Source organism: Sporosarcina sp. Y1004, from assembly GCF_057669665.1.
Window position 1 is genome coordinate 218749 of record NZ_JBYHFQ010000002.1, and the last position, 24953, is coordinate 243701.

Genomic DNA, 24953 nt, shown 5'->3' on the forward strand with positions numbered 1-24953 from the left:
TCGATTTGATGTTTTGACAACTTGTTTCCACATGGTTTTCCGCCTTACATATTATTTAAAATCAATTTCTAATCCGATTGGGCAATGGTCACTACCGAGAATATGCGAATCGATGGTTGCATCTATCAGTAAACTTTCAAGCTGTTTTGACACAATGAAATAATCGATTCGCCATCCGATATTGCGTTCCCTGACTTTACTCATATAGGACCACCACGTATAAGCCCCTTCTAAATCTCGATTGAAATACCGATATGTATCAATAAAGCCTGCTGCTAACAATGCCGTCATTTTGCCGCGTTCTTCAGTAGTGAATCCTGAATTACCTATGTTCGATTTCACGTTTCGTACATCAATCTCCTCATGTGCAACGTTCAAATCGCCGCATAAAATCACTGGTTTTATACTATTTAACTCTATCAAGTATGCCCGCATTTTATCTTCCCACTCCAAACGGAAAGGCAGTCGAGTTAAATCACGTTTGGAGTTTGGCGTGTAGACGTTCACCAAGTAAAATCCAGGGAACTCCAACGTGAGAATACGTCCCTCTTCTTCGGAATCCATTTCCCCTACGCCATATTTCACTGTTATCGGTTTTTCTTTCGTGAACACCGCTGTTCCAGAATACCCTTTTTTCAGCGCATAATTCCAGTATTGAAAATAACCATCCAACTGCATGTCGATTTGGCCTTCTTGTAATTTGATTTCTTGTACGCAGAAAATATCAGCGTCTACCAATTCAAAGTATTCCAAGAAACCTTTACCTACGCATGCCCTTAATCCATTGACATTCCATGATACTAATCTCATTCTAATAATCTCCTTAACATACATACTTCTAAATCGTTTTACAGTAATTAAATTACCGTTTTATGTGAATAGTCACATGTAGAATACAGTCACTCGATATCCATTGCCAAAGCTACTTGATATAAGTCTAAATCAATATCGAGCTGTTTTCCCATTGCCAAATAGGCAAGTTGCTGCCCTAAGAACGGTCCTACTGTTAATCCGGAAGCACCTAATCCATTCGCTAGCAATAGCCCTTGTACCCCAGGCACTTCACCAATAATTGGAAGGAAACCAGGTGTGAAAGGCCGGTATCCGATTCGTGCTTCCGTAAAGGTACTATCCGATAATCCTGGTGCGACTTGTAGCGCTTTTCCTAAAACCTCATTTAAACCGCCTGCAGTCACACGCATATCGAATTGCATTTCATCTTCGTGCGTTGCCCCGATAACCACTTTCCCATCATCAAATGCTAATATATATTGATCCGTAGGCGGTATTACAACTGGCCACTCATTCGTTTGTGTATCTTCAAGCTGTAAATGAACGATTTGGGCTTTTTGAGAAGTCACTTGTAAATGTATGCCCATTGGCTCCATCAATTCAGCTGCCCAAGCACCTGCAGTAACAATCACAGTATCGGCAGTAAATTGAGTCCCATTAACCTGAACACCCGTTACTAATTTGTTGGTAAATGTCAGTTTTGCTGAGCCATTCACAAAAACCGCACCATGTTTTTTTGAAGAATTGACCAAAGCAGATCGCAAAGCTCGCCCATTTACACGTGCCGCCCCGCTTACATAGACCGATCCATATTCCTCTGAAAGAGGCGGGAATATCGCATTTGTTTCACTTTTTGTCATTTGACGAATTTCACCCATTTCTGGTGCATCATCCAGTCTTTTCTTCGCTCGTTCTTCCATCTTTTGAAGTTTAAGCGGATCTGTATGCAAGCTGACTGCCCCAACCCTTTGGTATCCTGTTTCAGTTTCCCCGTCCTCTTCTAATTGCTGAATTAGTGACACATAATAAGCTGCGCCACCTTTTGCAAGTGCATACCAAGCTTTATTTCTTCTCTGAGAAAGCCATGGACAAATAATTCCTGCGGCGGCGTCCGTGGCCTGCCCTGCATCCTGCCGATCCACAACCGTCACATTTGCGCCCGCTTTCGCCAAGTGATAAGCTGTCGAAGCGCCTAAGATTCCACCACCGATAATGATAAATGATTTCAATATATACACCTTTTTTCTCTATAATCTGTTTTAATCATACCAGTTTAGATAATCAATGTATCCAAGTTACATTGTCGAAACTAAAAAGACATAACTTGTTGGATAGCCAACAAGTTATGCCTTCTTTCATCACACGGATAGTAGCGCCGCATCACTATTCAATTTTTCTCCCCGAATTCGTTGGAATTCAGCCATTAGCTTTTCAATCGTCAACTGCTTCTTTTCTTCAGCTTCGACTTCCAAGATGATTTGTCCCTTATCCATCATTATCAATCTGTTACCAAGATCCATCGCTTGCTGCATATTATGCGTAACCATAAGCGTGGTCAATTGATCCTTTTCAACAAGTTCTTTTGTTATATTTGTAATTAATGCTGCTCTTGACGGATCCAGTGCTGCCGTATGCTCATCAAGAAGCAATATGGCCGGTTGTGTAAAAGTAGCCATTAACAGAGAAAGCGCTTGACGCTCTCCTCCAGAAAGCATGCCTACTTTTGCATTTAGCCTGTCTTCGAGATTTAAATGAAGCGTTTCGAGTGATTCCCTGAACAACTCACGACGTTTCTTATGAACACCTTTCCGTAAACCGCGTTTTTTGTCTCTGGAAAAAGCCATTGCAAGGTTTTCCTCGATTGTCATGGAAGGAGCGGTACCAGACATAGGATCCTGGAATACCCTACCAATCATAGCAGATCGTTTATATTCAGGCAGTTTCACCACGTTTTTACCTTCAATTTCAATCGTGCCAAAATCAGGTGTTAGTGCTCCTGAAATCATATTCATCATGGTTGATTTCCCTGCACCATTACTGCCGATAACAGTAACAAAATCGCCTTTTTTTAAATGCAAATTGATTTGATCAAGTGCAATTTTTTCATCGGGAGTTGCTTCATTGAATACTTTATTAATCTGTTGGAGTTTCAACAATTGCTTTTCCCTCCTTTTTCTGCGCTTGATCATTACCTGATAATCGTTCTGCATAACGTTTTGCTTTTCTATTATTCTCCCGCCTTTTTTCAAGAAACTGCGGTAAAATGAGTGCGGCTATTACGATAACAGCAGTGATTAATTTCATATCTCCCGTATCAAGAAACTCTACGCGCAGGGCCAGGCCTAATACTATTCTATAAATAATAGCCCCTGCAATAACCGCGAGTGTTGTTCGTATAATTGTTTTTGTACCAAAGATTGCTTCACCGATAATTACTGAAGCCAACCCGATAACAATCATACCGATACCCATACCGATATCTGAGAACTTTGAGTACTGCGCAATTAAGGCACCCGAGAATGCTACAAGCCCATTTGATAAGCCTAATCCTAAGATAACGAGTGTATCTGTATTAGCTGAAAAACTACGAATCATTTTTTTATTATCGCCGGTTGCCCGAATGGCAAGTCCAATTTCTGTTTGAAGAAACCAATCCACTACGAATTTAATTATTAGTGTAATAATAATAACTAAAAACAGCGTTCCCCATGTAGATGGCAAGTAATTAACACCTAGCATGGAGAAAAACTGATTTATCGCATTATCGATTGGAAGCGTACTCCAAAATGTGTAAAAACCACTAAACAACGTCTCAGCATTTAATAAAGGAATATTAGGACGTCCAATTGATGTTTCTGACGTCATTCCCATAATCCTTAAATTAATTGAGTATAGTGCGATCATCATTAAAATTCCTGCTAGCAATGGGTTTATTTTTCCTTTTGTATGTAAGAGCCCCGTAATACAACCAGCTATAAATCCAAATACGATAGCTACTCCAGTTGCCAATAGTGGATGATAGCCAAAGAAAATCATTGTTGCTGCAACCGCTGCTCCTGTTACAAAACTTCCATCTACCGTAAGATCGGGGAAATCAAGCACCCGAAATGTGATATACACTCCGAGTGCCATGATTGCATAGATGATTCCTTGCTCAACAGAGCCGAAAATAGCACTAAACATACAGAATCATCTCCTAATTTATTCGCTGAATTCAGCTTTCCATTCATCTTTAATGGTAAGCCCAATTGAATCAGCCGTATCTTTGTTCATAATAAGTTTCAAGTTTTGTGGAATTTGAACCGGTAAAGTAGCTGGTTCACTTTCACCTTTTAATACCTTCACTGCCATTTGACCTGCTTCATAACCGATATCATAATATTCGAATCCATATGCCGCTAAGCCACCACGTTTTACTGAATCGAATTCACCTACCATTACCGGAAGTTTATGTTCATTTGCTACGGATACTACAGATTCAAGTGCAGAAACAACAGTATTATCTGTAATGATATAGAATGCATCCACTTTTCCTATCAAGGATTCTGTAGCCTGTTTAACATCAGCTGAAGTGGCAACCGATGCTTCTTTTACGCTCATATCCATATCTTTTAGCAATTCTTTTACTGCATCTACTTGCGCACGGGAGTTCTGTTCGCCGGAGTTAAATACCATCCCAACATTTTTTACCCCAGCTTCTTTAAGGAATTTCATTGTATTCGGAATAGCTTCAGGGTGATTATCGATCGTACCCGTGACATTTCCACCTGGACTCTCATTTGAAGCAACAAGTTCAGCACTTACTGCATCTGTAACTGAAGTGAAAATAATCGGAATTTCTTGCGTAACACTAGCTGCTGCTTGTGCACTTGGTGTAGAGTTTGCAAAAATCAAGTCAACGCCTGAACTAGCTAGATTATTTGCAATTGTTGTATTTGCACTGTTGTCGTTCTGTGCATTTTGAATATCATATTCTACTTCAAGACCTGCATCTTCGATAGCCTTTTGAAAACCATCGAACGCTGCGTTTAATGATGGGTGTTCTACAATTTGCGTCACACCAATTTTATATTTTTCAGTTTCTTCATTAGCTTCTGTCGCTTTATCGTCGTTTGACGTTGTAGAGGTTTTTTCAGCTCCACCACATGCTGCGAGAACGAACATAACACTCAAAAGTCCCACTGTATACGCTATCCAATTCTTCTTCATTCAATCTCCCCCTTTTACATTTATCGCTTTCTTTTAGTCTTTTTTTATAGCGATAATTATTCGTAATAGTACACTGTCCACTAGTGTTAGTCAATAGGATTTAAATTCCCCAGTGCAGGAGAACGCTTTATATTTTACTTGAAATCTATTTCTTCAGTAAAAATTAAAAATGCATTTCTTCGTATAAAAATAAAGAAGTTTTACTTAATCTCATTATCATGAATTGTACAAAAAAGAGATCAGTTCTCCATTTGGAGTGCTGATCTCTTTATATTTCAACTATCGGAAAAAGTGACTTAAGAAAAAATAGTACTTCATGCAACCTTTTCATGGTATTTATTTATCAACACGTCCAATTCTTGACTGCATTCAACAACCAAAGGATGAGTAAACCCGAACGTTTTTGCTTTCCTATACATGATCTTTCTTTTAATCCCAATTTGAACCAACAATGCTTTTTCATTAAATAGACTTTTCACAATTTTTCCTCCATATGATATATTGGGCTTCATATCTTGAAGTTATTTTCTTGTAGGTTAAGAAGCAACGAGTTCATCGTACAACACTCTTCATGAAAAGAATGTCGTATTGTAGTGTTTTTTTAAATGTTCACCAAACCATCACAATTAAGACGCATATTTTGAATAGCAATTGATTTCTTTGACTTCCTTACAGCAATTAACAAAGTTTTTAGTGTCACCTATTTAATATTTCGCATAAAATTTGACAGTTCTTAATTTTGACCAATTGTACCTTACTTATAGAATGCTCATTTTACACATTAACAATTATAAGTTTTAAAAACGGATTGAATTCGCTTACTGAGCCATATTAATAAAGAACAATACTTTAAGAGGAGGTTTGACCATGAAACGAAATAATACTGAAGATACCACTAAAATTTCTATTGGGCCCCAACTTCAAAAAATGAAAAAAGGTAAAACAGGCGTTATGAAAGAAGAAATTTCTCTTGAGTTAGCTGAACTGGGAAATTTAAATCCTACTCATGAGCCAATGACTCCAAATCAACGCGAAAAAAGCGAATCTGAAAAAACGTATAAATAACTGAGAGAAGTAACTACTTAGGTAGTTACTTCTCTTTTACATACTTTGGAATAAGTACAATAATATTGATGAAAGTCATGGTTACCTATACCTGACGTCAAGATTGATAGGCAATATCCCTTTCCCAGGTGTCCATTCTCAGAAGCATTCTTACACCTTGCCTATACCTATATTATTCAATGAGTACTGAGTGTGTTAACAAACGTAACAAAACCAACCGTCTTTAAAATAAAAAACGGTTGGTCTTTGACTTAAATCGTTACTTTTCAAATACTTGATGAAGCACATCATTGGGTTTACTATTATTCAGGTTTTTGTAGATACAACTTGCGGGTTTTTCCCGTAGCGTTTCAGAGAATGCATTTGCCAGGTCTGCTTCACCTGACACATGAATTTCTTTCCAACCTTTTTCTTTCTTTAATTTCTCAACGATTTCCACCATTCCTTTATAAAATCTCTGCAAGTTTTCTCTTAGACGAGGTTCAAGCGCGTCGACTTTCGAACTTCCCAAACCCTGATTATGCGCAGCGGATGCTTTATTCCGCTCTCCCCATCCTTCCAAGTTCGGATCAAATTCGAAAGTAAGTTCATTCTTAATAGCTCCCATTGCCGTGTCTAAAATACGTACTTCCCCAAAACTAGGCAAGATAATTCCTGCCTCCGGATAGGCTTTGTACATATATTCCATTTCTTCAGTCACAGCATGATTTTCCCAGTGAAAACTCGTTTTCACGGGAACCTGAACATAGTGAACTGACCATAACTCCGGATCTAATGAGGCAAAGATTACAACGCCTTTGCTCAAATCATTTTTATTATCCTCAACTTCTTTTTCGATTTTTTTCTTCAATGCATTAAATGCTTTTATTTCATTTTCATCTTTAGAGGCTGTTAAATATTCATCAATGCGCTTTAAACCACTCTTCAAATGAATTCTCCAAGCACCGTTTAATTGCTCCGGATCACCCGGATTGGTGTTTAAATACACACTCAAGACACAACGATTTTCACAGTTAAATTCTTTCAAGGTTTGGAGTTCTTTGCTAATAGACATCATTTAACCTCCTTAAATTTCGTTCCACTCTAAGGATACCCTTGCTCGACTAGTCTAAACGATTTCTGTGGGGTATCTTCTTTAAATGACAGCCAACCATGCCTTTTCAAAGTAACCGATGCTTGAATTACTTTTCCACCAAAGAATAAACACCTACAAAAAGGCAACATTGCCATTTTTGTAGGTGTTTAAAAATTATACTAATTAGGTCAAGATCTTTGGTTTCCTTTGTTTCAATAACGGTTCTCGGTATTCTATCTCTTTGCCCGTTTCAATATCAATGAACGTACTGGTTTCATTAAACCATCGATCGGGTGCTTGATGTCCCCAAAATGTTTGACGAAGTGGGTCATTTAAATCCCAACGTTTCGGTTTTAAGTCAGGATCGGTGGTTAAATAATCTCCCGTGTATAGTTCAATACGATGCCCATCTGGATCTCTCAAATAGAGAAAAAAAGCATTTGACAAGCCATGACGACCAGGACCGCGCTCTATTGAATCCGCATACCCCATACTAGCCAAAGTATCACAGCAATCGAGCACGCTAAGGCGATCTGTTAATGAGTATGCAAAATGATGTAATTTTGGACCAGGACCACTCATAAATGCTTGGTCATGCACAGTTGGTTTGCGATAAAGCCATGCTGCCCACAAGTCTCCCTCTTCAGTATCTGTATACTCTGAACACGAGAATCCTAAGTGATTGACGTAGAAATCATAAGCTTTTTGAACATCTGGAACAGCACAGTTTACGTGGTCAATCCGCTGAATCTTGGCTCCGCGATAGAGGTCATATCGCTGAAGCATCCGGTCAACAGTGGTCATTTCCGCAAAAAACTCTAAAGGAATACCTGAAACATCATGCACTCGAAGTGTTCTTCCAATTGCATGTTGTTCCCCTTTATCCATCCACTTTGTTTGTAAACCTAGCGATAGAAATAATTTTTCGATTTCCTCAAGATCCTGTTCTTTTTCGACCTTATAGCTTAGTACTTCAACAACGGCTTTGTCTGCTTTTTTCAAAAGTAAACTATGATGCGAATGTTCCTCTAAACCTCTTAAGTAAATATGGTTTTCATCACTTTCTGTTTCAATCATGCCTAACCCATCAACATAGAACTGACGAGACACTTGCAAATCCACTACATGAAGAACGGTTCTCGCAATTCGAATGATTGAAAAGTCCAACTTACTCACCATGCCTTCCTTTATTTTTTTCCGAACTGCTGTATACGATGTTCATCAATGGATACATGAATTATTTTTTGTTCAGTATAAAAATCAAAGCCATAGTGTCCACCTTCACGACCGATGCCAGAAGATTTCATCCCTCCAAAAGGTGTTCTTAGATCGCGGACGTTTTGAGCGTTCACCCAAAGCATTCCCGCTTCAATCTTGTGTGCAACTCGATGGCCACGTTTAATATCGTTAGTCCACACATAACCTGCAAGTCCGTAATCAATAACATTCGCTAATGTAATGACTTCTTCTTCGTCTTTGAATGTCATCACAGTTAATACGGGCCCAAAGATTTCTTCTTGTGCAACGCGCATGTTATTTTTAGCATTTAGGATCAATGTTGGTGCAACGAAATTGCCACTGTCGAATTTCTCAGGAATATCGCCGGTAACTACGTCGGTGCCTTCCGCTTTTGCAATCTCCAAATAGCTATTCACTTTATTAAAATGACCTTTATCAATCAATGGCCCCACTTCCGTATCTTTGTCTAGTGGGTCACCAATTATAATATTCGACACACGCAACTTTAAAGCATCTATAAATTGATCTTTAATCCCTTCTTGTAGAAACAAGCGGGAGCTCGCAGTGCATCGTTCACCGTTAAATGAATAAATTCCCCAGACGCAAGCATCTAAAGCTCGTTCAAAGTCTGCATCCTCAAAGACGATAATAGGAGATTTTCCACCGAGTTCCATAGAGCACTTTTTCAATGTATCTGCACTATTTTTTATAATCATAGTGCCCGTCGTTGTTTCACCTGTGAAAGATATTAGTTGGACGTCTGGATGTCTAACGAGCGCATCTCCTGCTGTTTCACCGTAACCGTGAACAACGTTGAAAACACCTTTAGGAAGATCTGCCTTATGAATTATTTCGGCTAATAGGTTAGCTGAAAGCGGAGAGAGTTCAGCCGGCTTTAATACAACTGTATTTCCAGTCGCAAGTGCTGGCGCGACTTTCCATGTCTCTAACATAAAGGGAGCATTCCATGGTGTGATTAACCCTGCAACTCCTACAGGTGCATTAATCGTGTAGTTGATAAATTCTTCATCCACTTGATAGGATTCACCAACAAGACGACTTTCTACCATACGGGCATAAAATCTGAAATTTTCGGAGGCACGACTTACCATATTTCTAGTTTGACTAATGGGAAGTCCTGTATCAAGTGATTCTAGGTACGCTATTTTTTCTACTTCTTCGTCTATCAAATCTGCAATACGGTAAATGTATGCCAATCTCTTTTTAAGTTTCATTGTTTTCCAAGGTCCGTGATCAAAAGCATATCGAGCCGCTGCCACTGCTTTTTGAATATCATCAGATTGTCCTTCAGCAACTTCATTAATTTGTTTATTTGTAAACGGATTTATGTTTTTAATCGTCATCCCATTTATAGCCGGTGTAAATTCCCCATTTATATAGAGTAATATATTCTTTTGCGTTTCATGTTTATATGAAACTGACTTATGAATTGATACCATACTCTTCACCTAGTTTCTTATCATTATTTTCATCATTTTATGGAAGCCCCTTGTGGTAATATTGCAAGGTCAATAAGTGATTGGCGAACCTCTGCTTGTATTTCAACTGAAGGTAATCCCAAAGGTAAGCGAAGTTTAGGTGTGATTTTCCCCATCATACTTAGTGCTACTTTAACCGGTGATGGATTTGTATCTTTGAAGAGTACATCATTTAGTGGCATTAATTCGAAGTGAAGATTTTGCGATTTTACAATGTCTCCTGCAACCCATGCGTTGTAAAGATCGGCTACTTTCGTTGGTTCAACATTTGCTGTGGCACTTATAAATCCAGCACCGCCAATTGCGAGCATTGGATAGCAAAGTAATTCAATTCCCGAAAACAATAGAAAATCCCTTCCGCAGGTTAACAGCACGCGATTTACGTGTTCGAAGTCTTTATTTGCTTCTTTTACACCGATAATGTTCGGACAATCATCAACTAAGCGTTTCATCGTACTTACTTCCATATTAACGGCGGACCGACCCGGAATATTGTAAATTATAATTGGTGTTTTAACTGAATCTGCTACTGTTTTAAAGTGCTGATAAAGTGCTTCTTGGTTCGGCTTATTATAGTAAGGTACGATAACCATTGCAGCATCCGCACCTATTTCTTCGGCATATTTCGTTAATTCCATTGTTTCATCATGATTTGTAGAACCTGTACCAGGTGCAAAAAACACGCGTCCATCAATTGTCTTTGTTGCCAGATCCATAACCCTTTTCCTTTCGGAGATAGTTAATGAACTCGGTTCACCACTCGTACCTGTTACAGAAATCCCATGACTTCCACTTTCAATTTGCCAATTGATCAACTCAATGAATGCTTTTTCGTCGATTTCACCACTATCAGTAAACGGAGTAATGACAGGGCAAATTGAACCTCTTAATTTCTTTTTAGCTTCATCGTATCCCATAGTACTCACTCCTTCTAAAAAAATATTTACCTGTCAATAATGTGAAACTTCAATTGACTATGCCGGCATCTCTCTTAGTTTTGTTCAAAAAACTTGCAACCATGTCTTTATAGGGTTGCTTATCAAAACCATCATAATAGGCATTCGACATTCTCACAGGATCTCCAAAGAAATAATATTCATAGAGTGCTTGTCGGTTTCCAAATGCACTAATGGTAATATCCCACGCCAAGCGAAATAGCTGTACTTTTTCCTCACCGTTAATGGTTGCACCCTGTGTATAACGGTGAACCAATGGGCCAACGTCCGTACTGGAGAAGTCTGCTTCAGTTGGAAGTGCCATTAATCCTGAAGCGCCTAGTATTTTAATAATTTCATTCATACGCTGGTACATTTTAGGGTACCAGTTGCGTGCAGCATTTAACGGTTCAAAGTCGGGTGTCATATTGCCGTATTGATCGATTTTTGCATTGTGTTCAGACTTGAACAAATGAGAACGCATGACTTCTAAAATAACCATGATTTCACTTGCTTTTTCTTTAACATGCATGAATTTATCAATACCAATTGCTTCCATCATACTAATGACAACACCCAGAATAAATTCGGTTTTTACGATGTTTTTTGAAATAACTTGATGCGTCATATGGATAACCGCATTTGTCTCAGTGTACGTACGATTGCATATATCTGTACTTCCACTCACGAAAACCCTTTCCCAAGGGACCAATACATTTTCAAATGAAATGATTGCGTCCCCCTCATCAAACCTAGCGCCTAATGGATGATCCCATTTGCTTTTCCCATAGTCGAATGATTCGCGAGATAAAAACTTTAAACCCGCCGTATTATTTGGTATTGCAAATGCAAATGCGAATGGATCATCCGTCGTTCCCGGTGTCCTGTTGATAGTCGACGGGAAAACAACTAGCTCATCAGTAATGCCGCCTAACGTTGCCAAGAGCCGACAACCATTTACAACAATCCCATCAGGCGTTTTTTTCGTAATACGTGCAGAGAGAAATGGATCTTTTTGTTCTGCTTGTGTAAGCATCGACCTATTCACTTGTGGGTGTATTAATGTATGGGTTAAACTAATATCATTTTCCCGTGCATATTCATAGTAGTTGGCTGCATTTTTTGCGAATTGTTCACTTCCCCCGCCTTCTTGTGCAAAAAATTGACTAGCGGTACCGAAGGCCATAATGCTCGTGTTCAAATAATCCGGAGTTCGTCCCATCATACCGCCAGAGAATGTGGCCCACTCCATATGCATTTCACGTCTTTTAAACAAGTCATCTTTCGTTTTAGGAGCAATAAAGGAAAGCCCCACCTTGTTCCCTGATGACGGTGATGTATATAACATTTTTTCCGGTTTCTCATGTTGTAAATCATATAGACCTGCAACACTTTCCACTACATTTTTAAATGCTGGATGTATGGTTACATCTTCTACTTTTTCGCCATGAATCCATACTTCTGCATTTCGTTCTTTAATACCGTCCACATATTCTTTACCCGTTCGTGCACCCATTCGATTCCCTCCTCATTTCGGATAACAGTTTGGTCGTCTACTTGGCAATAGATGTCTACTTTTTATTAAACCTTGAATGAATATTATTTTGTTTATACGTACCAGCATCACTAAATTCAACCAATTCCATAGATAATGCTAAATAACGTGTAGACATTAAAAGCGCGAAATGTTCTTTCATCACTTCAAATAGAGCTTCACAAATTTCTTTCTTTAATTCCTCCGAACGTCCAGCACCAATTTTCAACACTGCATGGATGAATGCGTCATCTTCTAAACCATCTGCAACTCGATAGTCATTAAGTTCAATCGCTCTTGAACGAAGACCACCTATCGGGAAAATAGAGTCCCGTGCAATTAGTACATTATGAATATCTTCAAATAACTTTGCCAAATTCGATTCTTCTTTGATATTATCTGTGTACTCAACAATAAAATGTGGCATTCAAGTCCCCCTGTTCCACACTATCGATTTGTAAAGAATTCATCTCCGATAATGGTATTTATCAAACGTCCAATCCCTTCCACTTCTGTGACCACAATATCGCCAACAACCGTATCAACCGAACCTTTTGGAGTACCAGTAAGTATTATGTCATTTTCACTCAATGTCATAAAGCTACTTAAATACTCAATCAGTGTTGGAATATCAAAAATCATATTCGATGTACTTCCTTCCTGAACGAGTACATCATTAACATGTGTTGTTAGCTTTATATTCATTGGATCTGCAACATCGACTGCATCGACAATCCACGGTCCAAATGGGGTACATCCATCACGGTTTTTCACTCGTAAGTTAGGACGATAATAGTTTTCCAAGTAATCTCTGATTGCATAATCGTTCACAACGCTATACCCTTTAATATAGCTATATGCATCTTCTTTTTTCACATTTCGTGCCGTTTCACCGATGATTACAGCCAATTCGCATTCATAATGCATATACGCTACATCTGCGGGACGATGAGTAAATGCTTGGTGCCCAATCAACGTATTCGGACCCTTTAAAAAGACTAGCGGTTCGGATGGTGCAACAATTGAAAGTTCTGCTGCATGATCAGCATAGTTAAGCCCCAAAGCAAATACCGTACGAGGTTCTATGGGTGTTAGCCAAGTTACTAAACTCTCATCTACTATTCGGCCATCCTCTAATTTGAGTTGCCCTTCCCATTCAACCGCATCAAAAATGGCACCTCCATATGCTAATCGAGCTCTTTTCATATCGGCTCCCTCCAGGTGGATTTACTTTCTTCTACAACTACGTTCTCTAAACTTCCTATACCTGCTATTTCGATTCGAACTATATCGCCAACTTCGGCTAGTGGCGCATCTTCAGGGACACCTACCAGTAATACATCTCCTGGACTTAATGTCATAAACTCAGTAACATCTGCAATTAAACGGGAAACTGAACGGATCAAATTTGATGTTGAATTTTCTTGTTGAAGCTGATTATTGATGAAAACACGGATATCTAAATCATCGGGATTATCCATTTCACGCCTATCGATAATCCATGGTCCGATGGGACAAAATCCATCACGTCCATTATGTTGAACCGCCGGGCGGTATACGCTCTCATGCGGCACACTGATATCGTTTACAATCGTATAGCCTGCAACATAGGTCAATGCATTTTCTTCATCCACAGCGACGGCTTTCTTTCCAATTACTATTCCAAGTGCCGCACCCATTTCTAATTTTGATATCCCAATTGGCATCGGGATATCTGCACCATGTCGACTTAATGTATTCATCGGTTTTATATAAAGAACAGGTGAAATTGGTGGTGAATTATATGGTTCTTCATGAACTGCATCGCCGAGTTTATCAAGCACACCCTTGTAGTTCAGCAACGTACCAAAAACCGTACCTGTAACGGGGGTGTCGAATTGTATTTCATTTGCACTTTTTACAATCCCCCCTTTCACAACGGAATTTGTTCCAGTAATCACATTCACTGATATTAGTTCACGTGCTCCTAACACTTTAACTTTTGCTCTTCGCAACCATTTCACCCCATAAGTTTGTAGACTTTTTTTCATAGTGCAAAAACGGCAATTCAAAATTGACCCTAAAATTGATGCACAAAAGGGCACCCTTTTTGTAGATTGGAGTATTCAAACCACAAACTAGCTAAAGAAGCGCCCACACATTTCTGAACTCGTATTTTCAATGTCTTCATCGTTAATATTCTGTCTCTATTTACAATTGGAATAGATCATACTGATAATAAAGCTTTATCACTGGTTAATTTTTCACCACGTATGCGTTGGAATTCATCCATCAGTTTTTGAATCGTTAATACCTTCTTTCCTTCGGCATCTATTTCTAAGATAATTTGTCCTTTATCCATCATAATAAGTCTGTTACCTAGGTCTAATGCTTGTTGCATATTATGTGTGATCATCAGCGTCGTTAGTTGATCCTTTTCAACAAGTTGTTTGGTTAAATTCGTAATTAACTCTGCCCGCGATGGGTCTAGCGCCGCAGTATGTTCATCAAGAAGCAATATTGATGGTTGAGTAAATGTTGCCATCAATAAAGAAAGAGCTTGCCTCTCTCCACCAGAAAGCATTCCTACTTTTGCATTCAATCGGTTTTCAAGGTTTAAATGAAGCGTTGCAAGTGATTCACGAAACAGTTCACGACGTTTCTTATCAACAGCTCGTTTTAAAACTCCTTTTTTGTTTCTTGAATAGGCCATAGCAAGATTTTCTTCAATTGTCATTGTTGGAGCTGTTCCCGCCATTGGATCTTGAAAAACCCTTCCAATCATTTGTGAACGCTTATATTCCGGTAATTTTGTTACATCTTTATCGGCAATTTCAATTGTTCCAAAGTCAGGAGATAGCGAACCAGAAATCATATTCAGCATCGTCGATTTTCCTGCGCCATTGCTCCCGATTACAGTCATGAAATCACCGATTTGTAACTTAAGATTAATTTGGTCCAATGCGATTTTTTCATCAGGTGTTGCTTCATTAAATAGTTTGTTAATCTGACTGAGTTTTAGCATCGGCATTTCCTTCTTTCATCAGCAAATGTGTATGCTCTACTAAGCGTTCAGCATGGCGTTTTGCTTTTCTGCTCTTTTCTCGTTTCTTTTCAAAGTATTGCGGCAAGATCAATGCGCCAATTACAATGACGGCGGTAATTAGTTTCATATCACCCGTATCGAGAAAGTCGACTCTAAGCGCAAGACCGAGTACTATTCTATAAATAATTGCACCTGCAATTACGGCAAATGTGGTTCGCATAATCGTTTTTGTGCCAAATATTGCTTCACCTATAATTACGGAAGCCAGTCCAATAATAATCATTCCAATTCCCATTCCAATGTCAGCAAACTTCGAGTATTGAGCGATTAGCGCCCCAGAAAAAGCTACGAGTGCATTGGAAAAGCCTAAACCTATAATAACGAGTGTGTCTGTATTAGCAGATAAACTTCGAATCATTTTTTTATTATCACCGGTAGCTCTTATTGCAAGACCGACTTCCGTTTTCAGAAACCAATCGACGACAAATTTAATTAACAAAACAATGATTATCATGATGAACAATGTTCCCCAGGTGGAAGGCAAGAATTGAATCCCAAACTTGCCGAAGAAATTATTAATAGCGTTGTCAATACCTAAAGAACCCCAAAATGTCTGGAACTGAATAAATAGTGTTTCGGCATTTAATAATGGTATGTTTGGACGACCAATTGAATTCTCAGAGGTTAAACCCATTATGCGTAAATTTATGGAATACAAAGCAATCATCATTAATATTCCAGCCAGGAGTGAATTAATCTTGCCTTTTGTATGTAGGAGGCCTGTTACACATCCAGCAAGAAAACCAATAACAACGGCTACTGCAGTAGCCGCCACTGGATGATATCCAAAGATAATCATAGTGGCAGCTACTCCAGCTCCTGTTACAAAACTTCCGTCAACTGTTAAATCTGGAAAGTCCAAAACCCGGAATGAAATATACACACCAAGCGCCATAATCGCATAAATAATTCCTTGCTCTACTGATCCAAACACAGCTGAAAACATATTGATTTACCTCCAATCTATTCACTAAACTCAACTTTCCATTCGTCTTTAATCTCGAGACCGAGAGTAGAAGCAGTATCTTTATTCATGATTAACTTTAAGTCTTGTGGGATTTGAACAGGTAAATCAGCCGGTTTCTTTTCGCCATTCAAGATTTCGACTGCCATTTGCCCTGCTTCATAGCCAATGTCAAAGTACTCGAAGCCATATGCTGCTAGGCCGCCTCTTTTCACAGAGTCAAATTCACCTACCATCATTGGAATTTCATTGGCATTGGCAACTGAAATGACAGATTCAAGTGCAGAGACAACTGTATTGTCTGTAATAATGTACATAGAATCTACTTTACCTAGCAATGACTCGGTTGCTTGTTTCACATCGGCAGATGTAGCGACCGATGCCTCCACTACAGTCATGTCCATCTCCTTCAACATTTCTTTTACTGCATCTACCTGGGCACGAGAGTTTTGTTCTCCAGAGTTAAACACCATTCCCACGTTTTTTGCACTTAATTCTTCTTTTAGAAACTTCATTGTGTTTAAAATGGCTTCAGGATGAGCGTCAATTGTACCCGTTACATTTCCTCCTGGGCTCTCCATTGAGTCAACAAGCTCTGCTCCAACTGCATCTGTTACTGAAGTGAAAATGATAGGTATTTCTGATGTCGCGCTGGCTGCCGCCTGTGCACTAGGTGTTGAGTTTGCGAATATTAGATCTACATCTGCACTGACCAGATTCGTCGCAATGGTCGTGTTGGCGCTGTTATCGCCTTGAGCAATTTGAACATCATATTCCGCATCGATTCCTGCTTCTTCTAACGCTTTCTTAAAGCCGTCATAAGCTGCATTTAGTGACGGGTGCTCTACAATTTGGCTGACACCTATTTTATATGTCTTCGAGGATGATTCACTTTCCTTCACTTCTTCATCGCCACATGCCGCAAGTATTAATGCAGTGCCAAGAATAATAGCCGCCACTTTTTTCCACCCATTATTCATACCATTTCCCCCCTATTTAACTACTTCAGGTTGCAATTTTCGAATATTCCGTCTATTTAAATATTTAGTTTATACTAGATGCCATTTTATAATTATTAATTTTAATTAAAAACCCTGACATTAACTATATTTTATTATGGATTTTTCGTTTGCATGGATGAGTTCCGTCGATTATAACGGAAGTCGGAGACTCCACGTTTAGGGTCATAAGATTTTTAATAGGTTCTTCTTTTAGCAGGCGAAGCGTGAGTTGCTTGTCCGATTAACCCCTCAACCGCTTCAAGGAGTCCTTCATTGAAACCTGGATGTGCATAGTGTGGGAACTTTATATCTTCTTCTTTTGCCGCCATTTCAAGCAACTGCACGAAGGAGCCTGCCATTTCAACAGCTCCTTCTCCAATCATATGAATGCCTTGAATGATTTCTGTTGTTGAATCAGCTATAACCTTAATAAACCCATCTTTTTTACCGGTAATCGTTGCATAACCAATGCCGCCAAGTGCAAATTGACTGACTCGAATCTGAAGACCCAAATCCTGTGCATTTTGTTCTGTTATCCCTACAGAAACGACGGGTGGAATTGTATGGGCAACTATTGGCATAAAAGTAAGATCTACTTCCGTTTTTTCTCCTACAATTGATGCAACAGCAGCTTTTCCTTGTTTAATGGCTTTTACAGCAAGCATTGGACCTTCCGTTACATCACCAATTGCATATATAGAAGGTATCGATGACTGCATATTCTTATCTACTTTTATAAAGCCCTCAGCTGTTTGTTCAATTCCAAAACGACCTATTCCTAAAGTCTTCAAATTGGGTTGCCTAGTTCCGGACATGAATAGATGTGAACCTTGAACTGTCTCTTCTATATTTTTATCAGTTAAAAACCTTATTGTAATTCCGTCTTCCGTCTCATTTGATGAAATGAATTCATGTTCTTTATACACTTTAATTTTACGCTTTTTAAATAGACGAGTTAACTCTTTATTGATGGACTCATCGAAAGGAAAGCCAACTTTGTCATCAATGATTATACTGACTTGTGCCCCTAGTGCTGCAAAACTAGAGGCAACTTCCAGTGCAATGTAATCTTGACCTCTTACTACAAGATGCTTTGGTATTTTTTCCAGATTAAACAGCTCATGTGGCAATAGAATTCTTTCCCCTTTCTTAGTCAAAATAGCTGGCCACATTGGGGAACTTCCTGTCGCAATAATTAGTTGTTCAAATTCAAAAATATCGAATTGATGTCCATTTTCCACACCGATTTTGTCTATTGCGAGAAATGTAACTTTTCCACGGATTATTTCAATTTCATTTTCATTACATAGACTTTCAATACCAGACCTTAGCTGATTAATAATTTGAGCTTTATAACCAAGTAGCTTTTTTAAGTCGAAAAAGTTATCCGAGCTAACAATCCCAAGTTGTTGCAAATGAGCTGTTTCAGATCGTTTCATTGCTGCGTGTGTAAAAACTTTAGATGGGATACATCCTTCAGTCAAACAAACACCACCCATATCAGCCTGTTCGATTAAAGTGACCGAAAGTCCAAGCTGCGCGCCTCGTATGGCAGCCGAATAGCCACCAGGTCCGCCTCCAATAATAATTAGACTTCTTTCCTGAGTGATTTCGCCAACAACCATTTCATATCATCTCCATCAGCAGTTTGTGAGGTTGTTCAATTAGACTAGCAAAGCGATTCGTAAAAGCAACGGCTGTCGCTCCATCAGCAACCCGATGGTCAAAAGCCATGGAGAGTGTCATGATATGCCCAATAACGATTTCATCATGCTCATTGACGATTGGCTGTTTTTTGGTTTTATGGAATGCAATTAATGCCGTTTCTGGATAGTTGATAATTGGTGTTGCACCCGTACTTCCGAGTGGTCCAACATTACTCACCGTAAATGTACTATTTTGCATTTCAAACGATTGTAATTTACCTGCGATTGCTCTTTCTGTTAACCCTTTAATGCATTTGTTAATCTCCTTGATAGATTTCTTATCGGCATCATGGATTACGGGAACAATTAGTCCACTTTCAGTATTTGTTGCAATTCCAATATGATAGTTTTTCTTAAGGAGTATTCGATTATTTGCTTCATCTAGTTCGGCATTGAATATTGGGAAGTCCTTTAATGATATGACTAATGCTTTAATAAGAAATGCTGCTACACTAACCGATTCTCCAGCTGCTTTCATTTGTTCCCTTATCATGAATAAATTCGTCATACGGACTTCATCAAAATGTGTGACATGGGGAATGGTGAAAAGTGATTTTGATACTTTTTCTGCAATCTTTTTTCGAATCCCATTGAAAGGGATTTCATCTGGAATCGAATGATTAACTGCTTCTTGCCTAACGTCTTCCACTGTTTCTACTTTAGATTGCGCCCCTTTCAAAAACCGAACAACATCTTCTTCAGTGACTCTTCCAGAGGGATCAGTAGCATGGACATCTTCAAGATAAATATTATTGTCGCGGGCCAATTTACGTGTGTACGGGGTTGCAAGTACTCGTTTAAATGGAAACGGTGAAGACTTTTCATCGTTTTTAGTAGAACGTATAACTTTCCCCTCGGTAACTCTTTCCGTTTCCACTTGTGAACTTTGTACTGTCCCCTTGGCTCCATCAGCTTCAATATAGAGTAAACTCGTTCCCACTTGAACAGTTTCGCCTACTTCAATTCTAATCTCTTTCACAATACCTAAGCAGGGTGAAGTTAGTTCAGCTATCATTTTATCAGTTTGAACTACAACCAGCGGCTGATCTGTAATAACCTGCTCTCCAACTCTGACTAAGTATTGGAGCACTTCCCCTTCTGTCATGCCTTCCCCGATATCATGCAACTTTACTTCGTGCATTTCATTTCCTCCTTAAAAATGAACCACTTTTTCAATTCCTTCAACGACTCGAGCGGGTGTTGGCAAATAGTGTTCTTCCAATGTGAAGAATGGAACGGGTACGTCAAATCCTGTTACACGTTCAATTGGGGCACGTAGATAAAGGAATGCTGTATCATTTATAATCGACACAATATCATTTCCGAGTCCACCCGTATTATGCGCTTCATGAATAATGACCGCTCGCGTTGTCTTTTGTACGGACTCAGCAATCATGTCACGATCAATTGGATACAATGTTCTTAAATCGATAATTTCACAACTAATCCCTTTCTTCTCGGCCAGTTCAGCTGCTTTCTCAGCAATTGTAATCATAGCTCCCCAAGCAATAAGTGTGACATCCGTGCCATCACGTACGATTTTCCCCTTTCCAATTTCAACACAATATTTCCCAACCGGTACTTCTTCTCTTTTTGAACGATAGATTTTCATCGGTTCGAGAACGAGGACCGGGTCAGGATCTTCCATTGCCGCTATCAACAATCCTTTTGCATCATATGGATTAGAAGGACACACTACCTTGATGCCTGGCATGTGAGTAAATAAGATTTCTGTACTATCAGAATGTATTTCAGGCGCACGAATACCTGCACCGTATGGGGCTCTAATGACCATAGGCACAGTAAAACGAGACATCGATCGCATTCGAATTCGAGAGACATGTGTCATTATTTGTTCATAAGCAGGATAAATAAAACCGAGAAACTGGATTTCCGCAACTGGTTTAAAACCATTCACAGCAAGACCAATTGAAGTTCCAATAATCCCTGCTTCTGATAACGGTGTATCGATTACCCGATCATCACCAAACAAATCCTGGAGTCCTTCTGTCGCACGGAATACGCCTCCATTTTTACCGATATCTTCTCCGAGTAAGATAGTTCGTTCATCCTCTTCTAACATTAAACGCATGCCATCATTAATCGCTTGAATTAGCGTCATTTTTTTTGTCGTTTCATTTTTGTATTCAGACCCTTTCAATGTTGTATTCATTTACAGCCTCCCTAAATGTGCCAGGTATGCTTCTTTTTGTTCAACTAGGTGTGCAGGCATTTCAGCATATACATGATCAAAAACGTCTTCTACGTTCGGCGGTGGAAACTGCTCCATCTCTTCCACAGCTAATTCGATTTCACGAGTCGTTTCTTCTATAGTCGTTTGAATCCATTCATCTTTCCAATAGCCATAATTTTTCATAAACAATTCCAACCGGGTAAGAGGGTCAACAAAGTTCTCTCCTCGTTTTTCAGAACGGTATTTAGAGGGATCATCTGCAGTTGTATGGGCTCCTTTTCGCCATGTAACTGCCTCTATCAAAGTCGGGCCATTTCCACCCCTAGCATGGTCAAAAGCCTTTTTAGTTTCAAAATACACTGCGAAACAATCATTACCATCAATCCGAATCCCCGGCATTCCATAGGCAACTGATTTTTGTGCGATTGTTACGGAATTCATCTGTTTTTCAATTGGAACTGAGATTGCATAACCATTATTTTGGTTTAAAAAAACGACTGGTACTTTGAACACGCTTGCAAAATTCAATCCTTCATGAAAATCGCCTTCCGAAGTAGCACCATCCCCGAAATATGCAATTGCTGCATTTTGTGTACCTTTCCTTTTTTCAGCCCATGCAGCCCCCGCAGCATGAGGTATCTGAGTCGCAATGGGGACAGCTGGTGGAAAGATATTTCTATCCGCAGGAGCAACACAACCTTCTGCTCTACCATTCCAGTACAAAAACGTTGTTGTCATATTTTTTCCGAACGTTAACGTTGCGCCATGATCACGGTACGTAGGGAAAACCCAGTCGTCAGGGTTTAATGCAAGTGCACTACCAACTTGAGCCGCTTCCTGCCCTTCAAAAGGTGCATAAGTTCCTAGACGCCCTTGTCTCTGCAAATTAACAGCTTTTCTATCAAATGTACGAATTCGTAGCATATGATAGTACAAATCTTTAACTAATTGCTCATCTATTTGTTTTTCAATACTCGAGTCTACAAGAAAGCCCAAATCATCTATTATTCTTTTTATAGGGTAATTTTCCACTTAACTTGCTCCCGTCATGATAGATTTCGAATCGACCACTTTGGTTTTGCTGGTGCAGTGTAAAAGCTATTTCGTTTTCCTCTATATGCTATTCTTTTCTCACACATTGCATTTGCCGATTCCTCTGTTGTTTCCCCAGTGATAGCAGCTTCATTGTATACTTCCAAAATCGCATCGTAGATCTGTCTTGTTTTGGCAAGCACCCGTTCATGATTAATACCATACAATTCATCTGCCACCTGGATGAGTCCACCCGAATTGACGATATAATCCGGTGCATATAAAATGCCTTTATCTCGCAACATTTTTCCATGTCTATTATCTAGCAACTGATTATTAGCCGATCCGACGATTGCTTTCACTTTGAATTGAGGAATTGTAGCGTCGTTAATAATTCCTCCAAATGCACACGGAACAAATATATCAGCTTCCTGTGAATAAATATCTTCGTTAGCAACGAATTGTACTTTACCTGTTGTTTGTACGGCCACTTTTTCAATTGCCCTTACATTCTCTTTATTAATATCGGTTACATAAATGTGAGCACCTGCTTCGAGTAATCCACTTGCAACCTTGAAACCAACCTTTCCTAGACCTTGAACTGCATATATATGTTGACCTAATTCATCATGACCATTGAGCATCTGATTGGTAGCTTTTATTCCGTACAAAACACCCTCCGCCGTGGGTATAGATGAATCGCCACCGCCTCCATATTCCTTAGGGAGACCGTTAACGAAATTCGTTTCTTTCTTGGCATGAATGAAATCATCCATCGTCGTTCCCATATCCGTTCCCGTATAAAAACGGCCACCTAGAGAATTCACAAACTGGCCGAATGCGCGGAATAATTCCGGTGATTTGTCCGTTGTGGGATCGCCAATAATAACGGCTTTCCCACCCCCGAAATCGACATCTGCAGCTGCGCATTTATACGTCATACCTTTAGATAGGCGAAGAACATCCTCCAAAGCTTCTTCCATGCTGCTATAAGGTTGCATGCGACATCCACCAAGTGCGGGTCCTAGAGTTGTATCATGGATCGCAATAATTGCACGTAAACCTGTTGAAGGATCATTGCAAAAAACGACTTGTTCATGCTCACTCATTCGATCGAAAAGTTCAAATTCCTTAGTAATTGAAGTTTTATCAGCTAGCATCACTCAAATTTCCCCCTTAGGATTGGACATACAGTATCTCTATTAGGATGACGCCTCTTTCAGTTTCTCAGCAATCTTTTCCTTAGGCAAAATGACTTGCATCACTTCACCTTTTCCAATTACACCTAAATTGTTTTCTACTGTTACGCTGGTTACAACCCTATTGGCATGAAGATTGACTAAAACTGCAGTTATTGTAATGACAGATCCAAGCGGAGATGCAGCAAGATGTTTTAACTGAATAGATGCACCCATTCCCTCTTCATTGTCTTCCAAAAATGGAAGAATTATTTTCCGCGAAACCCACTCCATATGATATGTCATCGCTACCGTTGAATAGACAGGATGTACAACTTGACCTTCAAATGAAGCAAACATATCTTCCGTCACAATAATCTCAATCGATTCTTCTCTACCTACTTCCAATCCTTGCTTCATCTTCTATCCCCTACTAACGTTATAGTCTGAACAACTCAAATTAATACCGAAAACCAGTAAAAAGTAGATACATTCTCTATCCTATCCGAAACCAAGTTGAAAGCGCTTACAAAAAATAAATTTGAAGCAATGTAGTCAGTTATTTGGAGTCTACGGAAATAGAAAATACAATACTCGAATTTTCTTATTCATAATTCAAGATTTTAGTAGAGCTACTTCTATTGGTTAGCGATTCATAAGATTTTTAGTTAGAAAAGTTACAGAGACAAAACTGGAAACCGCTCGGGTCATAAGCAATCAAGCTATGTGGCAAAGTGCGCCACGTCGTGCCTGCAAGGAGGCAGGTATGCAGTCGTTGCGACAGGACGTCGCGATCTTAGGCTGCCTTCCTTTTGACTTATGCCTATCGCGGCTAAACTACGCCTTGCCCATTTCGATTATAGTCCGAATGGATTTACTGGACGGCTGCCAAAGTAAGACATGATGCTTTTCGTTTCAGTGTAAAGATCAAGCGATCCGACTGATAGTTCACGGCCAAATCCGGATTGTTTATAGCCACCGAATGGTGTACCTGGGAATGCAGAGAATGGCGTATTAATCATAACGATTCCCGCTTGAATTTGGTTTGCAACACGTGTTGTAGTTGCATCATTTGTTGACCAAATAGAAGATGCTAGACCAAATTCTGAGTCATTCGCTAATGCAATTGCCTCTTTTTCATTTTTAAACTTCGATACTACAACAACTGGACCGAAGATTTCTTCACGCACAACCTTCATTTCTTGTGTTACGTTTCCAATAATTGTCGGCGCATACCAATACCCGTTTTCAAAGCCTTCTGGTTTCAATTCTTTCCCACCAGTAAGGATTTCCGCACCTTCATCAATCGCAGATTGAACATACATTTTCACTGTGTCCAATTGTCCTTGATCGATAACCGCGCCCATATGTGTTCCTTTATCAAATGGATCTCCAATTGATAGTTTTTCTGTTTTAGCAATAAACTTCTCAACGAACTCATCGTA

At 39.3% G+C, this 24953-nt stretch carries 25 protein-coding genes; 1 reads left to right on the forward strand and 24 read right to left on the reverse strand.

Annotated features, from left to right (window positions below; genetic code table 11):
* Positions 1-51 precede the first annotated feature (51 nt).
* The 6 genes from AC25Y6_RS02760 to AC25Y6_RS02785 all read right to left on the reverse strand — a co-directional run bounded on the left by AC25Y6_RS02760 (position 52) and on the right by AC25Y6_RS02785 (position 5480).
* Positions 52-810: an exodeoxyribonuclease III gene (locus tag AC25Y6_RS02760; RefSeq protein ID WP_488141978.1), complete on the reverse strand. Its 759-nt coding sequence runs from the start codon at positions 808-810 to the stop codon at positions 52-54.
* Between the two features lie 89 nt (positions 811-899).
* On the reverse strand, positions 900-2021 hold the full coding sequence (locus AC25Y6_RS02765; protein ID WP_488141979.1) for an NAD(P)/FAD-dependent oxidoreductase: 1122 nt from the start codon (positions 2019-2021) through the stop codon (positions 900-902).
* Positions 2022-2150: 129 nt separating this feature from the next.
* Entirely contained in the window at positions 2151-2948 is a 798-nt protein-coding gene (locus AC25Y6_RS02770; RefSeq protein WP_482101938.1) for an ABC transporter ATP-binding protein, read from the reverse strand.
* On the reverse strand, positions 2926-3975 hold the full coding sequence (locus tag AC25Y6_RS02775; RefSeq protein WP_488141980.1) for an ABC transporter permease: 1050 nt from the start codon (positions 3973-3975) through the stop codon (positions 2926-2928). The genes AC25Y6_RS02770 and AC25Y6_RS02775 overlap by 23 nt, the downstream gene beginning before the upstream one ends.
* 18 nt (positions 3976-3993) lie before the next feature.
* Positions 3994-5001 (reverse strand): ABC transporter substrate-binding protein, encoded by a 1008-nt coding sequence (locus AC25Y6_RS02780; RefSeq protein ID WP_488141981.1) that lies wholly within the window; start codon positions 4999-5001, stop codon positions 3994-3996.
* A 314-nt stretch (positions 5002-5315) separates the two neighbouring features.
* Positions 5316-5480, reverse strand: a complete 165-nt coding sequence (locus AC25Y6_RS02785; protein WP_482101941.1) for a Spo0E family sporulation regulatory protein-aspartic acid phosphatase — start codon at positions 5478-5480, stop codon at positions 5316-5318.
* Between the two features lie 388 nt (positions 5481-5868).
* On the opposite strand from AC25Y6_RS02785, the gene AC25Y6_RS02790 reads away from it, so the two are divergent.
* The gene (locus tag AC25Y6_RS02790; RefSeq protein ID WP_488141982.1) at positions 5869-6066 is read left to right on the forward strand and encodes a hypothetical protein; all 198 of its coding nucleotides are present in this window, start codon (positions 5869-5871) and stop codon (positions 6064-6066) included.
* A 259-nt stretch (positions 6067-6325) separates the two neighbouring features.
* Here AC25Y6_RS02790 and AC25Y6_RS02795 read toward each other — a convergent pair whose 3' ends face one another.
* The 18 genes from AC25Y6_RS02795 to AC25Y6_RS02880 all read right to left on the reverse strand — a co-directional run.
* Positions 6326-7120, reverse strand: coding sequence for a VLRF1 family aeRF1-type release factor (locus AC25Y6_RS02795; RefSeq protein WP_488141983.1), 795 nt, complete (start codon positions 7118-7120; stop codon positions 6326-6328).
* Positions 7121-7324: 204 nt separating this feature from the next.
* Positions 7325-8308, reverse strand: coding sequence for a 3,4-dihydroxyphenylacetate 2,3-dioxygenase (hpaD, locus tag AC25Y6_RS02800; protein ID WP_482102022.1), 984 nt, complete (start codon positions 8306-8308; stop codon positions 7325-7327).
* Positions 8309-8328: 20 nt separating this feature from the next.
* A complete protein-coding gene (gene hpaE, locus AC25Y6_RS02805) occupies positions 8329-9840 on the reverse strand; it encodes a 5-carboxymethyl-2-hydroxymuconate semialdehyde dehydrogenase (RefSeq protein WP_488141984.1) in 1512 nt (503 codons plus the stop codon).
* A gap of 32 nt (positions 9841-9872) precedes the next feature.
* Positions 9873-10796, reverse strand: coding sequence for a 2,4-dihydroxyhept-2-ene-1,7-dioic acid aldolase (hpaI, locus tag AC25Y6_RS02810; RefSeq protein WP_488141985.1), 924 nt, complete (start codon positions 10794-10796; stop codon positions 9873-9875).
* A 49-nt stretch (positions 10797-10845) separates the two neighbouring features.
* On the reverse strand, positions 10846-12330 hold the full coding sequence (gene hpaB / locus AC25Y6_RS02815) for a 4-hydroxyphenylacetate 3-monooxygenase, oxygenase component (protein WP_488141986.1): 1485 nt from the start codon (positions 12328-12330) through the stop codon (positions 10846-10848).
* 55 nt (positions 12331-12385) lie between these two features.
* Positions 12386-12775 (reverse strand): 5-carboxymethyl-2-hydroxymuconate Delta-isomerase, encoded by a 390-nt coding sequence (locus tag AC25Y6_RS02820; RefSeq protein WP_482104491.1) that lies wholly within the window; start codon positions 12773-12775, stop codon positions 12386-12388.
* 20 nt (positions 12776-12795) lie between these two features.
* The gene (locus AC25Y6_RS02825; protein ID WP_488141987.1) at positions 12796-13554 is read right to left on the reverse strand and encodes a fumarylacetoacetate hydrolase family protein; all 759 of its coding nucleotides are present in this window, start codon (positions 13552-13554) and stop codon (positions 12796-12798) included.
* Positions 13551-14378, reverse strand: a complete 828-nt coding sequence (locus AC25Y6_RS02830) for a fumarylacetoacetate hydrolase family protein (protein WP_488141988.1) — start codon at positions 14376-14378, stop codon at positions 13551-13553. Before AC25Y6_RS02830 ends, AC25Y6_RS02825 begins: the two co-directional genes overlap by 4 nt.
* 176 nt (positions 14379-14554) lie before the next feature.
* Positions 14555-15352, reverse strand: a complete 798-nt coding sequence (locus AC25Y6_RS02835) for an ABC transporter ATP-binding protein (RefSeq protein ID WP_488141989.1) — start codon at positions 15350-15352, stop codon at positions 14555-14557.
* A complete protein-coding gene (locus AC25Y6_RS02840) occupies positions 15330-16379 on the reverse strand; it encodes an ABC transporter permease (RefSeq protein WP_488141990.1) in 1050 nt (349 codons plus the stop codon). The genes AC25Y6_RS02835 and AC25Y6_RS02840 overlap by 23 nt, the downstream gene beginning before the upstream one ends.
* 17 nt (positions 16380-16396) lie before the next feature.
* The gene (locus tag AC25Y6_RS02845; RefSeq protein ID WP_488141991.1) at positions 16397-17377 is read right to left on the reverse strand and encodes an ABC transporter substrate-binding protein; all 981 of its coding nucleotides are present in this window, start codon (positions 17375-17377) and stop codon (positions 16397-16399) included.
* Between the two features lie 215 nt (positions 17378-17592).
* Complete coding sequence (locus tag AC25Y6_RS02850; RefSeq protein ID WP_488141992.1) at positions 17593-19023, reverse strand: dihydrolipoyl dehydrogenase family protein; 1431 nt, start codon at positions 19021-19023, stop codon at positions 17593-17595.
* Between the two features lies 1 nt (position 19024).
* Positions 19025-20245, reverse strand: a complete 1221-nt coding sequence (locus AC25Y6_RS02855) for a dihydrolipoamide acetyltransferase family protein (RefSeq protein ID WP_488141993.1) — start codon at positions 20243-20245, stop codon at positions 19025-19027.
* A 12-nt stretch (positions 20246-20257) separates the two neighbouring features.
* Positions 20258-21277, reverse strand: a complete 1020-nt coding sequence (locus tag AC25Y6_RS02860; protein WP_488141994.1) for an alpha-ketoacid dehydrogenase subunit beta — start codon at positions 21275-21277, stop codon at positions 20258-20260.
* On the reverse strand, positions 21278-22330 hold the full coding sequence (gene pdhA / locus AC25Y6_RS02865) for a pyruvate dehydrogenase (acetyl-transferring) E1 component subunit alpha (RefSeq protein WP_488141995.1): 1053 nt from the start codon (positions 22328-22330) through the stop codon (positions 21278-21280).
* Between the two features lie 14 nt (positions 22331-22344).
* Positions 22345-23490, reverse strand: coding sequence for a Leu/Phe/Val dehydrogenase (locus AC25Y6_RS02870; RefSeq protein WP_488141996.1), 1146 nt, complete (start codon positions 23488-23490; stop codon positions 22345-22347).
* A gap of 42 nt (positions 23491-23532) precedes the next feature.
* Positions 23533-23928: a thioesterase family protein gene (locus AC25Y6_RS02875; protein ID WP_482104501.1), complete on the reverse strand. Its 396-nt coding sequence runs from the start codon at positions 23926-23928 to the stop codon at positions 23533-23535.
* A 437-nt stretch (positions 23929-24365) separates the two neighbouring features.
* Positions 24366-24953: aldehyde dehydrogenase family protein (locus AC25Y6_RS02880; protein ID WP_488141997.1), on the reverse strand; the 588-nt coding region annotated here is incomplete at its 5' end.